Source organism: Blastopirellula sediminis, from assembly GCF_020966755.1.
Lineage (GTDB): Bacteria > Planctomycetota > Planctomycetia > Pirellulales > Pirellulaceae > Blastopirellula > Blastopirellula sediminis.
Map to the genome: position 1 here is coordinate 4057353 of NZ_JAJKFT010000010.1, position 14090 is coordinate 4071442.

Consider the following 14090-nt stretch of genomic DNA (forward strand, 5'->3'; position numbering starts at 1 on the left):
TCAACCGCTAGTAAGCTGAACGAAACGCTGTCCGCTATGATGAACGTCCCTGAGTTTCTCGATCTGCTCGATACGTATGAGTATCTGGCCGAAAACCAGATCGCGGCCTTGCGCCGTCAGCTTACGCAGATGGACGCGGGCATCACGCCGGAGCAGATCGTTAACGGCTTGCTGCAGCGCGGTCACTTGACCAAGTACCAGGCCAAACGCCTGATCGCCGAATCGCAAAGCGGCGCCTCGCAGCGTAAGCAAAGCGTCAGCAGCGGTCGCAAACGGGCCCAGGAAAAGTGGCTCAGTTCGGCGCCGGTCGAAGAAGAGATCGTCGATCTGGGCGCCGGCGACCTCGTTCCGCTGGATGAAGACGCCCCCAGCGCCTTTGACGACGTCCTCGGCGACGACGCGCTGGTCGAAGATGAAGGGCTGTCGCCGCTCGGCGGATCGCGATCGGGCAAGGGAAAGAAGTACGTCAAGAAGGAGCAGCGGAAGAATCGCTGGGACTCTCCGCTGTTGATCTTCGGCGGCGCCGGCCTGGTGATGCTGCTGTTGGCCGGCGGTTTGCTCTTCGCCTGGCTGTCTTGGGACAGCGGCGATTCGGTCTTCCAACTGGCGGAAACCGATTACGAAGGACGTAAGTACGCCCAGGCGGTCTCGAAATACGACAAGTTCCTCGGTTCGTTCCCCACGCACTCGCAAGCGCCGACTGCCCGGGTGAAACGCGGCTTGGCGAATCTCCGTCTGGCGATCGAAGGCACCAACAACTACGAAACGTCGCTGGTCCGGACTGAAGAGATTCTGGGCCAAATGAAGGATGAGGAAGAGTTCGGCATCGCGCGGCCGGAACTCGCTTCGCTCCTCCCCGATCTGGCCAATGGTCTCGCCCAAGCGGCCCTCGGCGAAGATACGATCGACAAACGCCGCGAACTGGTCGGCAAAGCCCGCGAGGCGATGACCTTGGTCGACGACAGCAACTATCTGCCGACGTCGCTCCGCAGCGGTCAACAGACGCGGATCGACGGGATCGTCGCCGACATCCAGCGCGTCGAACGAGGGATTTCCCGCGATGAAGAACTGGCCGCCGCTGTGGCCGACATTCAATCGGCCGCCAAGGGGAATGACTTTGAAACGGTCTATCGACGCCGCTTGGCGCTGCTCCGCATTTATCCAAGCCTGAGCGAAGATCCGACGCTGCAAAGCGCCGTCTGGGAAGTGGTGACCGCGCTCGAGTCGCAGGTCGTCGTCTCAGACGAAAAGATCTCCGCCGAGCGGCAAGACCATCCGCTTGGACCGGCCCGAACCGTGATGATCGCCGCGCGGAACAGTTCGGCGACGCCGCAGCCCGCCAAAGATGCGGTCACGGTCGTTCTGGACGGCGCCGTTTACGGACTTGATCGTCGCGCCGGGACACCCCTTTGGCGCCGTTTCCTCGGCTTCCCCGATACGGTCGATCCGCTGATTCCGGCCGATCATTCGGCGATCATTGCGTTTAGCAGTCAGCGCCACGAGCTGGTGCGGCTCGACGCGCTGACCGGCGACTTGAAATGGCGTTTTCCGATTGCCGAAGAAGTGGTGCAGCTTCTTTCTTTGGGGAATGACCTGTTGGTCGTGACGCGGCAAGGGAAGCTGCTTCGCTTGAATCAAACCTCCGGCGAACAAACGCAGAGCGTCCAGTTGCCGCAACAAGCGGCGGTCGCCGCCACCGTCGGCAAGTCGCAAGATCGCATTCTGGTGGTCGGGCTGCACTCAACGCTCTACGTGCTCGACTCGAAGAGCCTGGCCTGTCGACAGGCCCTCTTCCTGGGGCACGAAGCCGGCGCCATCGTCACTCCGCCGGTCATGACCGAACTGGGACATTTGTGCTTGTTCGAGAACGCCGGCGCCGACTTCTCGCTGCTGCATGTCCTCGGTGAGCAAGAGAAGAAACTGACGCAGTTGCAACCGCCAACTCGCTTGCCAGGCCTGATCCTGGCGCAGGCCCTGACCTTCCAATCGCGCGTCGCCGCGGCCAACGACCGAGGCGCCATCTTCGTGTTTGAAGGGGGAATGTCGAAAGAGAACCCGGTGCGCTTGCTCGCTCAGACGAAAGCGGAACGGGGCGAGCGGCTCTATTCGCTGATGGGGCTCGAAAATGGCTATCTCTGGGTGGGGGACAATCGGCTCTCACGCTACGCGTTGCAGCTGTCGCAGCAGTCAATCGTCCCGCGAGTGGTCGAATACGATCGAGACAATTTCGTCTCCCTCCGCATCGATGGCGATTTGCTCATTCATGTGCGGCGACCTTCGCAAGGAGGAGGCGTGATCGTCTCTGCCGCCGACTTGAACGACAGCGGCGCCAAGCAGCGCTGGGCGACAACCTTGGCCGCGCCGCTGACCGGTCCTGCGTTTGCGATGGAGCAGCAAGGTCCGCCGCTGGTGATGACGTCGCGAGGCGATCTGTTCGAGCTGACCAGCGCCGCGGTGCAAAACGGCGTCGCCGACTCGCCGACCGACTCGTCCAATTACGTCGCTCCGCCGCTGCTGAACAAGCAGGTATACGTTTCGCCGGCGCAGCGTTTGTTTACGGCGGCTTCGCCTGAGAATCGCGCCCTCTTTTTCAACGCCGCACGCAGCGGCAGCTTGTTGAAGCAAGTAACGCTCGAAATGCCGAGCGACAGCGTCACCCCTGGCGCCGTCTTCGCCGGAACCGGGGTGGTCGCCCCCAGTTCGCAAGGGCAAGTCTTCTACTTGGATCCCGCCACCGGCGCCGCGGCGGCCTTGCCGTTCCAGCCGCGACTGGCGTTGGGAGAACAGCTTGACTGGAACGTGCCGGTCGCTGATGGAGATGCGGCGATTGTCTTTGACGGCCGACAGACTCTCTATCGCCTGCAAGTCAACGATCCGGCGGCGCCGCAATTGACCGCGGTCGCCGAATGTGCGGTCGACGGCAAATTGGGGCCGCGGATGGCGGTGATGGGACCGATGTTGATCGCCCGGAAGATTGGCGACACCTCGGACGAACTGGTCTTCATTTCGCTCCCCGATTTGCAATCAACCCAGAACGTGCCGGTCGACGGCCGCGTGATCGCGGGGCCGTTCGCCGTGGGAGATCGCACGCTCGTTCAAACGTCGCAAGGCGTGCTGGCCGCCTTTGGCGGCGATCAACAAGAGCAATGGCGCGTGCCGACCGATACGTCGGTCCTGGTCGGTGAGCCGATTGTCGACGGCGAGAAGATTGTGATCGCCTGCGAGGATGGGCGGATCCTGCAAATCAACTCCGCTACCGGCGAGATCATCAATTCGCTGCAGCTCGACGAGCCGCTCGCCGGCGGGCTAATGTTGCAAGACGGCCAGCTGTGGGTCAATGGATATGGCGGCGTCGTTCACCTTTTGAATTGGCAGTAACGAATCAACGTGACGCGACTTTCCTGGACAATTCGAGCGATTCTGCTGTGCGGCGTCTGTCTGACGACGTCGACGCTGGCGGCGCAAGATACGCCTCCGCCGCGCGCCGTACGCCCTGACGATGTTCCGTTCGAGCGGGTCATCATGCGGGAAAAGAACGACTACTTCGAGCTCAACATCCGGCCGCTGGTCATCCCGAACGGGAAGTTTTGGGACACGATGAAAGAGACCGAGCTGGTCCGGATCGTGACCGAAGATGGTCGCACGCTGGAGGTGAAACGGAAGTTCATCACGTCGTACGTGAAGTTTCCGCAACTGCTGCTCGACGAGGCGAATCGATTGACGTCGATCGGCCAATTGGACGCCGCCTATATCTTCTACGATCGATTGCTGTCCGATTATCCGCAGTACGAGGGACTTTCGACTTCCCTTTCCGGCTACTTGTACGAGAACGCCAAGGTTGCGTTTCGCGGCGAGAAATATGGAGAAGCGCTCGGCTTCTTAGAAGAAGCGAACTCGTATCGCCCGCCGGTCGATAACCTCGATACGGCGATCAACGCCGCCGCCGACAAGTTGATCGGCAACTACGTGCTGAAAAAGGAATACGCGTCGGCACGCGATTTGATCGCCCGACTTTCGCAGCGGCGGTTCGGCAATGTCGAAGCGGTCGCCAAGTGGAAGGCTCAGCTTGAAGGAGAAGCGGCTCAGAAGCGAGACGAAGCGAAACGGTTGCTGGCCGCGGGCGACTTGAACGGCGCCTTCGTCGCCGCCAAGCAGATGCGGTTCATCTACTCCGACGTCAGTGGCGGCGCCGAGCTTTCGGAAGAGATCGCGCGGCGGTTTCCCTTTATCCGCGTCGGCGTCACGGTTCCGTCCGTTACGACCAACTCGGCCAGCATGACCTTTGCCGCCACCCGCGATCGTCGACTCTTTCAGCGTAATTTGACCGAACTGATCGGCTTTGGCGCCGACGGCAGCCAATACGCATCGCCGTTCGGCACGCTGGGACGTTCGGCCGGCGGCGTCGAGTTCAGTCTCCTCTTCCGCAACCCGAGCGAAGCCTACCCCTGCTCTGCACAACTGCTGACGCAGCCTGCCACTTCGCCGCGACTGGCGCTGTTGCAAGAGTCGCTTTCGTACGTTGATCTGGAGAACGGACGCGAGCTGCGGGTGCAGCTAAAGACGCCGCACGTTCGCCCCGAAGCGCTCGCCCGTCTGGAAGTGGTTGATCAACTTCCCGAAGCGGTTCCGTACCAGGACAAGACGAGCGGCGGTCTTCGCCGGTACGTGGTGAATCCCAACTACGCGATGCGTAACCCGCTGCAGCCGCAAGCGCTGGAGATCGAAAACTTCCAGTACTCCAGCCGTGCTCTCGCCTCGCTCCGAGCCGGACAGGTCGACGTCGTCGATCGCTTGTTTCCGACCCAGGTCGATGAGGCGAAGGCCGACAGCTCGCTGGTGGTCGACTACTACCGGACGCCGTCGGTTCATTTCCTGGCGCCCAACTTCGACAACCCGCTGATGCAGTCGCCGACCTTCCGGCGCGGATTGCTGTACGCGATCAATCGAGGCGCCATCCTCAACGGCCGGCTCTTGGCTGGCGCCGAGATTCGCGGTTGCCATTTGATCAGCGCCCCGATTCCAGCCGGCCTCGAAGCGGATGATCCGGCCGGCTATGGCTACGACAACTCGATCAATCCTCGCCCCTACGAACCGGAAATGAGCGTCACCCTCTTCCGCTTGGCCCTGCTCGAATTGCAGCAGCAAGCCGAAGCGGCCGGTACCGAGGCCCCGGCGATGCCGAAGCTCCTGAAACTCGGCCATCCCGACAGCGAAATCTCCCGCGAATCAATCACCGCGATCGCCAAATACCTGGAGCGGGTCGGGTTTGAGACCGAAGTGGTCGTTACTCCTCCTGAAGCGATTCGCGCCTCCGACGCTGGAGTCGATCTGCTCTACGTCGAAGCTTGCGTGCAAGAGTCGCTGGTCGACATTCCTTTGCTGCTTTCGCAATGCGTTCCCGAAGAACACCAAAGCCGCTATCTGCGAGCCGCCGTGCGTCGTTTAAACGAAGCGACCAACTGGACGCAGGTTCGTGAACGCTTCTGGACGGTCCACCGCTTGACCTACGACGAAACGACCCTCATTCCCCTCTGGCAGATGCGCGACTACTTTGTCCGCTCGGCCGAGTTCGGCGGCATTTCGCGTCAGCCGATGACGTTGTTTCAGGATGTCGAACGCTGGTCGGCGCTTTCCCTTTCGCCTGGCAAGGGGAACAACTGATGCGTACCGCTTGGGCATTGCTGATCGTTGGATTCTCGCTGCTGATCGCCGATACGGCGTTGGCCGTGCCGTGGGAATTTGATCCCTATCGGATCGAAGTTTGGATCGCCGCCGATGATCCGCGGTTGATCGAAGAGTCGGCGCAGCAGCAACTGCGCGAGCGGATCGAGCAGCGGAGCTGGATCTCGGCCAAAGCGGTCTGGGAAGTCGACGCTCTCCCCTGCCCTGCCGATCTTCGCTGGGATGCGTTTCACAATCTCAGCGGGCTGACGCAGCCCGTAAAGCCGCTGGCCATCGAAGTCCCCAAAGACAAGATCATCCTGGTGACCATTCAGTCGCAAGGAACGCAACTGGAACTGGCGGCCCGGCAGTTCGACGTCCGGACGCAGCGCTGGAGCGGCGTCCATCGCGACCAGATCGGCAACATTCATTTGGTCAGCAGCGTCGTGGTTGATTTGCTCCGCCGCTGCTTCGAGCCGATCGGTCAGATCGAACGAGTTGATGACAAGGAAGCGCTCGTCGTGATGAAGGCGCAAGGCCTGGCCGAAACGCCCGATTCCCCGGCGGTCGTTCCGCCTGGAGCGGCGCTCACCGTGGCGATGCGGCGACTCAATCGCGTCGGTCAGTTAGAGAAGAACGGCGTGCAGACGATTGACTGGACGCTGCTGGAAGTCCTCGAAGATCAGTTCCACTTCAAACGCTGCGAGATTTTTTCCGGCTTTCGTCGTCCGCTCGCCGGTCGCAAAAGCATCCGCGTCGAACGTTTGGCGGTCGCCGTGAAACCATCGCACGAGCAAACCGAACTGCGGCTCGCGAGTCGTCAAGGGAGCCCGCTCCCCGGCTACGAAATCTACGCGAAACAAACCCGCACCGGCGATAGCGAGCGTCTGGCCGAAACCGACGAGCATGGCAACATCGACCTGATCCAAGATCCGCAGCATCCCTTCCGCTTGCTCTATGTCCGCAGCGGCGGCAGCTTGCTGGCCCGGTTGCCGGTTGTGCCGGGACTCGAACCCGAATTGACCGCGACCGTCAGCGACAACGCGCGGCAGATCGAAGCGGAAGGGTTTGTGCTTGGTTGGCGGCGAAAGATGCTCGACGTCATCGCGCGCCGCGAATTGCTCGCCGACCGCATTCGTCGTCGGATGGAAGAAGGGGACGTCGCCGGCGCCGAGATGTGGCTCGAAGAGCTGCAGAAGATGACGACCATCAACGATCTCCTGTACCAGTTCCGCCAGGCGAAAAACGACTTCCTCGAAGGGGAAGCCTCCGATCCGCGGACCAGCGCCCAGATCTCGCAGCTCTTCGACAAGGCGCAGCAACTGGCCAGCAAAAACTACAACCGCAATCTCGAACGGGATCTGGCCGAAGAAGTGAAACAGATGCGCAAGTCGCAAGACAATTTCGGCGGTTCTAGTGCGGCGCCGATCAGTTCCGACGAATTCGGAAAGTAGCGGCTAACGCGCGGCCAGCGCCAGATACGTGACGAGGGCGCCCATGATCGCCGACAGCGGCAAGCCAACCAACAACGCGATCGTCAGCTGACGTTCGCGGCGAGTTTGACGCGGCTGAAAGAGAAGCCGCGAAGAACTGGGGGACTGAATCGCCGCCGTATCTTGCGAGGCGAAGAGCGACTGTTCGGTCGATTGCGAAGTATGGCTCGGACTATCGTCGGGGCTTACTTCGTAAGCGTTGGAGCCTGCTTCCGTATCGTTGAGGTGACCGCCGTTGGCGTAAACCGGCGGCGGAGGTTGCCACGCCGGCTGAATCGTTTGGTTCAACTCAAACTGGCGCGAGTCCGATACCCACGGTTCCAATCGCGCCGCTACTTCAGCCGCTGATTGAATCCGCTTGTCCGGATTTTTCTCCATCATCTCGGCGATGACGTCGACCAGGTCGCGGTCGATGTCAGGATTGAATCGATGCGGGTGGAGCGGCGGTTCGTCGCGATGGCGACGCGCTTTGTCTTGGACCGATCCGCCCGGGAACGGCACCTTGCCGGTCAGCGCGTAATAGAACGTACAGCCGAGCGAGTAGATGTCCCAAAGCGGCGAAACGTCGAGCGGATCGCGGATTTGTTCCGGCGCCAGGTAATCGATCGTCCCGACGATCTTCCCCGAGGCGCCGGCGCTGCTCGCTTCGTTCATGAAGTCGGCCAGACCCAGGTCCGAAACCTTCGCTTTGCCGTCCGGAGTTACCAGAATGTTGCCTGGCTTTACGTCGCGATGGCAGAGATCTTTTTGGTGGGCGTATTCCAAACCGCGGGCTGCGTGCGAAACGATCGTCGCCGCGTGGTACTGCGTCAGATGTCGCTTCGCCCGGATCAGACGCCGCAGGTCGGTCCCCGGCACGTACTCGGTAACCAGATAATGGACATTGCCGTCCTGGCCGGCGTCGTACGCTCGTACCAGGCAAGGATGATCCAATTGGGCCTGCATGCGGATTTCGCGCATGAACCGGTTGATCGCTTCGGGGGTGCTCCGCTGCAGCGGCAACACCTTGATCGCGACCTGGCGACCCATAAAGTTGTGTTCGGCTTTGAAGACCTGACCCATCCCCCCCTGACCGATCCAGTCGGTAATCACATAGGGGCCGAGAGTCAGTTTGGTCAGCCCTTTGCGGAGCTGATCGGCCTGATACTGGGTCAGCATCTTCCGATCGACCAGAGCGGCGGCGAGATCCTCGTCGCTGATGTTGCGACGGATCGACGCCGCATTCAGTCGCTGGATCGTCTCTTCAATCTGCTCCGAAGAGACGAGCCCGCTAACTAACGCGGTTTCTCGAAATGATTTAGCGGACCCAGTGGACACGGCGTTCTTGCCAGAAAGAGAAGTAGTTGAGTTGATTTTACTCACTCCCGCCGCTGTTCAAGAGGCGAGAAAAGGAAATTAAGCATTTTTCAAGTTTGCGTCATTTCTACGTCAAAAGTAGGGCTGCCACGCCTCCGGCAGAGGAGCTTCGATCGTAAGTCTGGTCTTCAGCGTTGGATGCGTAAACACAAGCCGCCGAGCATGTAACGCAATTCCAGGTGCATAGCGGTCGGTCGAACCATACTTTTTGTCCCCCAGGATCGGCGCGCCCCGGCTGGCGAGCTGCAATCGGATCTGATGCTTTCGCCCGGTGATCAATTGGAGATCGACCTTCTGGCAGTTCCGGAGCCGCTCCTGAGCGACGATTTCCAGCTCCGCCTTGTCGGCGTCGGCCGTCCCTTCCGGAACTACCACCATGCGGTGGAGCCGGTCTTCCTTCCGCATCCAGTCGACCAGCTTGCCGCTCCGAATTTTAGCGCCGGACGGAATCAGGGCGCTATATTCTTTGAGGGTCGAACGATCCCGAAACTGTTCGGAAAGACGCGACGCCGCCTTCGACGTTCGCGCAAACAGCAGGACGCCGGTCACATGCGCATCGATCCGGCTGACGATGCCGACATAGACGTTACCCGGCTTATCGTACTTCCGTTTCAGATAATCCTTCGCCCACTCCGCAGCGCTCGGTTCACCTTCCTTGGCGCCCATCGTCGCCAACAATGCAGGTTTCGAGATAGCGAGTAAATGGTTATCTTCGTAAAGAACTAGCGGAGTCGCAAACTTCATAGGATGATCTTGGCACTGCGCGAAAACATCGATTCTACGCCTCCCACGCCTCCTTGTTCCAGTCCTGCGAATGTATCCCAGCTTGATCTTGGCGAGCGGCTCTCCTCGACGGCGCGAATTGCTGACCATGGCCGGCATCCCGTTTGAAGTCGTTCTGCCGGCCGATCATGCCGAGACCGAGCCGCATCCCAGCGAGTCGCCGCGCGAAACGGTGTTGCGTTTGGCCCGCGACAAAGCGGACGATGTCGCCCAGCGAACCAGCGAAGGAATCGTGCTGGCGGCGGACACTTTGGCCGAATGCGACGGGCAGCCCCTCGGCAAACCGCGCGATCGGGATCATGCCCGCGAGATCTTGCAGACCCTCCGCGGCCGCGAACATACCGTGCTGACCGCGATCTGCTTGTGGCGTCGCCCGGAAGATTTTGTGGCCCTCGACGTCGCCGAATCGCATCTGAAGATGCGGATGTTGAGCGACGAAGAAATCGAAGAATATCTCGACACCGGCCTCTGGGAAGGAAAAGCTGGCGCCTTCGGTCTACAAGATCGCATCGACTGGATCGAAGTCACCAGCGGCAGCCAGTCGAACGTGGTCGGATTGCCGCTAGAACTGCTGGCGATCCTGCTGCTGAATTTTCACGAGTAGCGAAAAACGGTGCGCCACTGCTGGCTTGTCCAGCAGTGGGAAGCGGGCGCCAATTGCCCACTGCTGGACAAGCCAGCAGTGGCGCCCCAAGACTAGAACCCGCCCTGGTAATCGGCGATCAATTCCCGATCGCTCAAAATCGACGGGCTCTTCCGGCCAATGAAGAAGAAGGCTGACGCCGCATCAAACGACGCTTTTTGGCGCGCGAGGTAATAGTCGAAGTACTTCAGCCAAAACAAACTGCATCGCGCCGCCAAGCTGGCGGCCGAGCGAAGACGTTTCGACTGGAAAAAGCTCATCATGAAATAGCGCGCCGTCCAGGCGAGCGCCATTCCGGGTCCGCAGGTCACGCCGCTTTCGACTTCTTCAAAGTGGCGAAACAAGCGGCGATGTCCCAGTCGCGTGAATCGGGTGAAGTCGAACTGACGGCCATGCACTTGTTGGATGAACGGGGTGTCGGCATAGACCAAGCCGTCCGACTTCAGCACGCGATAGATTTCTTCGACGCAGCGCTGCGGATCGAGCACATGTTCGAGCACCGCTTGGACGATTACCGCGTCAAACGCGTCATCTTTGAACGGCAAATTGTGGGCATCGCAGATCAACTGCGTCTGCGGTCCCCACGAAGCGTCGGTTTCGACCACTTCGATTTCGGAATCTTGCAGCAACTCGTCGAGCCCGGCGCCGACAACTCCCCCGCCGACGACCAACACGCGAACCGGCGCTTGGCGGGCTTTCAGCAGTTGGGCGAGCGTTTCGAGATTGCGTTTGGCCGAGACGTTGCACGATAGATCGGGCAGATGTTCGCTGATCCACTCATGAATCGGGTGATTGGAGCGGAAAAAAGTCTCTTCGTCCGCTTCAAAGCCGCTGGTGTCGAAGATGCTATTCGCTTCGTTGATCAAAATCGGCACGGCGCGCGACGACGGGAAGACCTGGCCGCACTCCGGCGACTGGCAAACGAGCTTTTCGTCCTGGTTGGCGAGCGACTGCCCGCAAATCGGACAGGCCAATACGTCTAACGGAAGCGACATGGCGAAATTACGTCTTGAGGGAACGAACGCCGCGCTCGCGCGCGGTTCAGATCAACCATAGGTCGCCGAGAGATGCGGGAAAAAGAGAAGCGGCGGTTTTCGGTGGTCTGGCGCGGCGAATTCCCGATAACCGGTAGAATCGGAACCGTCTATTGCAGCTCGAACGTGCCGTGATCGGTTTCGAGCGCCGCCGATTCGTAGTTTCCCTGGTTATCCATCTCGGTCACGACCAGAACGCCGCTCCCTTTCGTCCCTTTGAGATCAAAGACGACGACGTGGACATGCCGCGTTCGTTCGTAGTTCCCTGTCTTTTGCAGATTGGTCGTGCACTCTTCCCACTCGCCGATATGTTCCAGGATCACTGGATTATCGGCGAACGCCTTGCGGGCTTCTTCTTCCATGTGATCGCTGGCCATCGTGACGACGGTGTAGGCGAGCACTCCGATTGCTCCAGCGGAGAAGAGGCCGACCAGGATCCAGAGGACGATCTTCGTCGCGGCTCCGTGTCGTAGGGGAAAGCGAAAAGCAACGCGACGACGAGGTGGGATTGAAATGGACATGGCGAGCGCCTGCGGAAGGTGGGAATCAGCAGAAGCAGTATAAGGGGCTTGCCGCGAAGATGCACCAATTAACTGGGAGATCGACCGAATTCATCGCCGGGCTGTTACTTGGGACGGCCGGGGCCTAGTTCGTACGTTTCGTCGCCGACTTTCAAAAAGGCCTGTGTGAAATAACCCTCCTGATCAATATCGATAGGGCCCATAATGTAGAGTCGCCCGGTCCCCTTCGAGCCAACGACGTCCATGCAGAAAGTGGCGCGGCCAAATTCTGCAGCCAGTTCTCCATTGTGGGTGAAGTTGATCGAGCTGGACTGCCACTCGCCGATGTGTTCGACCATCGCGGGAGAGTGCCCGTAAGCCGCTTTGACGTTCCGTTCCAGGTAATTCGACGTCGGCGTATTGAAGTACAAGTAGCCGATGCCGGTACAAAGCAGCGACCCAATCAGGAATGTGATGACGAATGAGAGGAGAACGATCTTCAAGGCGCCGCCACGTCGCTTTCGCAAGGCATTGTCTGTTTTCACAAGTCTCGACTCAAAACTATCGGTCAATGGAGAAATCGCTTCACGCACTTTCCTTGCGATTCGAACACCAATCAACGTCTAATCGGCGTCTTCCTCTGCGCCGACTCCAACCTTCAGATCGACGACCCTTTGCCCGATCTCTAACTTCGCAGATTCCAAATCTCCGTCGTCGTTAAGGTACGACGTGATCCGGCCGCGTCCCTTTTCGCCCACGACCTCATAATGGAACGCGTTGAGATCGTCATCGCGCAGGGTGCCGCGAAAGCTATGCTCCAAATGCTTGATTTCTCCCAGCTCGGCTTGCAAAACCGGAGAGTCTTCAATATCCACCAAGAAGCTGTCGTCCACGCTATACTCCGACGGGTCAGGATCTTCGACTTGCAGATCCCATGACTTGCCATCCTTTTCCAGTACCATCGAGATGACGAAGTCCCCCACGTAGGAAGCCTTAAGCTTACCGCTGCCGTTTTCGCCGGTCACATTGAAAACCTTCTTGTCAGATCCTTCCGCAAGAAAATTGCCGTAATCAATACTGGCCGAAGCGTTCTTCCCGATTTCCGCCTGAAATGTGGGGTCATTCTGGACAGCTGCGACCGCGTCCTGGGCGACTCGATTTCCACCAATCACAAGCACTGCCCCGCAGCACCCGCAGGTAAGTAGAAACGGCGTAAGGATCGCAGCAAAAACACATCCCAGGATCCAGCGTCCTATTCCCCCGCTCGACTTGGTCTGCGGCGAGTTCGGGGGGACATGATCTTCTACGACAAAGCGATCGTCTGCCATCGTGCGGTTCTCTTCGGGGCTAGCGTCTACCTCAACTGGGAAGAGTATAGCTATGCCCCCCGCGGGGTGCGACCATAAAACGGCATGCTGGACCCATAAAAAAGCCCCAGCAGGGACTGCTCGGGCTTTGTGGTTAGTGCTTTAATTCGGCGATCGGCTCACTTCGATCGGGATCGTTGCGGGGACTTGTAGATCATTTCTTCTTCTCCGTCGCGCAGTTTCGCCCAAATGACGCGATCGTCTAACAGATCGATACGCGCCACGACTTCGGCCGTTCCCTTTTCTCCAGAAACTTGAACCACGTAGAGGTCGTCGTCTCCTTCTTCCTCCGCCAATTGCTGCGTCGGCCGCCAATCGACTTTGGCCGTCTGAACCGGGCCGATCTTCTTCTCGAGGGCCGGAGATGTCTGGATCGCATCCAGGACGACCTGATTTAGCCGGGGATCGTCCTCCGGAATGATGATCAGGTCCCACGATTGTCCTTCCTTTTTCAACTCCACCGAGACGAGAAATGGCCCGAGCATGTCGGCGTGAAGCTGGCCGCTTCCCTTTGTCCCGGAGACGTCGAAGACTTTGACGCCATTTCCCGTGTTGAAGGAGTCTCCCCAAGAAAACGCAATACTCTCAATCGAGCCGATCTCGGCCAACAGCGTTTCGTCGGTCTCGATCGCCGCTCGCACCATTTCCGCATCTTCTGCGACGCCGTCGCGGATTGCGAAACCGCAAAAGCCGCAGCACAGCAGCATGAGCGAAGAAAAGACGCCGATCGCAATGAGCGGGATGCGCGAACTCGACTTCCGCTTCTTCGGCTCGGGCGGCAGCGCTTGCACGAACTCCGACTCGTTGTTCATCATGGGGGCAATCCTACGGGGGGCTGAAATTCGACTGCGACGAATATAGCAGTCGACGTTTCGTAGGGCGATTAGAAGACGGTGCAATAGCGCATAAAAAAAGCCCCAGCAGAGACTGCTGGGGCTTGGGAAGTGTAAATAAATCCGGCGATACCTACTTTCGCGCTTTTGGCACTATCATCGGCTCGAAAAGCTTGACGGCTGTGTTCGGAATGGGAACAGGTATGACCTTTTCGATATGGTCACCGGAAGAGACTTGCGTTCACGTGCGGGCGAACGCGAGCCTAGTGACTCATGGCAAACGGCGGATCGCTTTTGGCGATCCGCAGCGTAGTGGCCACTGGTCGCACGTCTGAAGCATTGAAGCTTCGTTAATCGAGCCCAAACGGGGTTGAGCTTAAACGTGCGACGGTTATTCGTTTGAATTGGTAGAGAATGCTA

General features: G+C 59.4%; 11 protein-coding genes and 1 rRNA gene. 4 read left to right on the forward strand and 8 right to left on the reverse strand.

All coding sequences use genetic code 11. The annotated features are described in order from the left end of the window. Positions 1–36 precede the first annotated feature (36 nt). Genes LOC68_RS28055 through LOC68_RS28065 form a run of 3 tightly spaced genes read left to right on the forward strand, consistent with a single transcriptional unit; the run spans position 37 to position 7115 of the window. The gene (locus LOC68_RS28055; protein ID WP_230225121.1) at positions 37–3378 is read left to right on the forward strand and encodes an outer membrane protein assembly factor BamB family protein; all 3342 of its coding nucleotides are present in this window, start codon (positions 37–39) and stop codon (positions 3376–3378) included. A gap of 9 nt (positions 3379–3387) precedes the next feature. Continuing rightward, positions 3388–5661 carry an ABC transporter substrate-binding protein gene (locus tag LOC68_RS28695; RefSeq protein WP_230225122.1) on the forward strand — a complete coding sequence of 758 codons (2274 nt, stop codon included), beginning with the start codon at positions 3388–3390 and terminating at the stop codon, positions 5659–5661. Then, a complete protein-coding gene (locus LOC68_RS28065; protein WP_230225123.1) occupies positions 5661–7115 on the forward strand; it encodes a hypothetical protein in 1455 nt (484 codons plus the stop codon). The genes LOC68_RS28695 and LOC68_RS28065 overlap by 1 nt, the downstream gene beginning before the upstream one ends. A gap of 3 nt (positions 7116–7118) precedes the next feature. Here the strand turns inward: LOC68_RS28065 and LOC68_RS28070 are convergent, their stop codons facing one another. Then, positions 7119–8471: a serine/threonine-protein kinase gene (locus LOC68_RS28070; RefSeq protein WP_230225124.1), complete on the reverse strand. Its 1353-nt coding sequence runs from the start codon at positions 8469–8471 to the stop codon at positions 7119–7121. A gap of 111 nt (positions 8472–8582) precedes the next feature. Beyond that, positions 8583–9254, reverse strand: a complete 672-nt coding sequence (locus tag LOC68_RS28075; protein ID WP_230225125.1) for an RluA family pseudouridine synthase — start codon at positions 9252–9254, stop codon at positions 8583–8585. A gap of 70 nt (positions 9255–9324) precedes the next feature. Between LOC68_RS28075 and LOC68_RS28080 the strand changes: the two genes are divergently transcribed. Then, positions 9325–9897 carry a Maf family protein gene (locus LOC68_RS28080; protein WP_230225126.1) on the forward strand — a complete coding sequence of 191 codons (573 nt, stop codon included), beginning with the start codon at positions 9325–9327 and terminating at the stop codon, positions 9895–9897. 92 nt (positions 9898–9989) lie between these two features. Here LOC68_RS28080 and LOC68_RS28085 read toward each other — a convergent pair whose 3' ends face one another. The 6 genes from LOC68_RS28085 to rrf all read right to left on the reverse strand — a co-directional run bounded on the left by LOC68_RS28085 (position 9990) and on the right by rrf (position 13899). Then, positions 9990–10931, reverse strand: coding sequence for a methyltransferase domain-containing protein (locus LOC68_RS28085; RefSeq protein ID WP_230225127.1), 942 nt, complete (start codon positions 10929–10931; stop codon positions 9990–9992). A 149-nt stretch (positions 10932–11080) separates the two neighbouring features. Then, positions 11081–11491 (reverse strand): hypothetical protein, encoded by a 411-nt coding sequence (locus tag LOC68_RS28090; protein ID WP_230225128.1) that lies wholly within the window; start codon positions 11489–11491, stop codon positions 11081–11083. Between the two features lie 104 nt (positions 11492–11595). Beyond that, a complete protein-coding gene (locus LOC68_RS28095; RefSeq protein WP_230225129.1) occupies positions 11596–11997 on the reverse strand; it encodes a cytochrome c oxidase assembly factor Coa1 family protein in 402 nt (133 codons plus the stop codon). Between the two features lie 96 nt (positions 11998–12093). After that, positions 12094–12798, reverse strand: a complete 705-nt coding sequence (locus LOC68_RS28100; protein ID WP_230225130.1) for a cytochrome c oxidase assembly factor 1 family protein — start codon at positions 12796–12798, stop codon at positions 12094–12096. A 158-nt stretch (positions 12799–12956) separates the two neighbouring features. Next, positions 12957–13652: a hypothetical protein gene (locus tag LOC68_RS28105; protein WP_230225131.1), complete on the reverse strand. Its 696-nt coding sequence runs from the start codon at positions 13650–13652 to the stop codon at positions 12957–12959. 139 nt (positions 13653–13791) lie between these two features. Then, positions 13792–13899 (reverse strand): 5S ribosomal RNA (gene rrf, locus LOC68_RS28110). Between the last annotated feature and the right edge of the window lie 191 nt (positions 13900–14090).

Coding starts and splice junctions, on each gene's coding strand:
- LOC68_RS28055 (WP_230225121.1), top strand. CDS start 37: ATGATGAACGTCCCTGAGTTTCTCGATCTGCTCGATACGTATGAGTAT.
- LOC68_RS28065 (WP_230225123.1), top strand. CDS start 5,661: ATGCGTACCGCTTGGGCATTGCTGATCGTTGGATTCTCGCTGCTGATC.
- LOC68_RS28075 (WP_230225125.1), bottom strand. CDS start 9,254: ATGAAGTTTGCGACTCCGCTAGTTCTTTACGAAGATAACCATTTACTC.
- LOC68_RS28080 (WP_230225126.1), top strand. CDS start 9,325: ATGTATCCCAGCTTGATCTTGGCGAGCGGCTCTCCTCGACGGCGCGAA.
- LOC68_RS28085 (WP_230225127.1), bottom strand. CDS start 10,931: ATGTCGCTTCCGTTAGACGTATTGGCCTGTCCGATTTGCGGGCAGTCG.
- LOC68_RS28090 (WP_230225128.1), bottom strand. CDS start 11,491: ATGTCCATTTCAATCCCACCTCGTCGTCGCGTTGCTTTTCGCTTTCCC.
- LOC68_RS28100 (WP_230225130.1), bottom strand. CDS start 12,798: ATGGCAGACGATCGCTTTGTCGTAGAAGATCATGTCCCCCCGAACTCG.
- LOC68_RS28105 (WP_230225131.1), bottom strand. CDS start 13,652: ATGATGAACAACGAGTCGGAGTTCGTGCAAGCGCTGCCGCCCGAGCCG.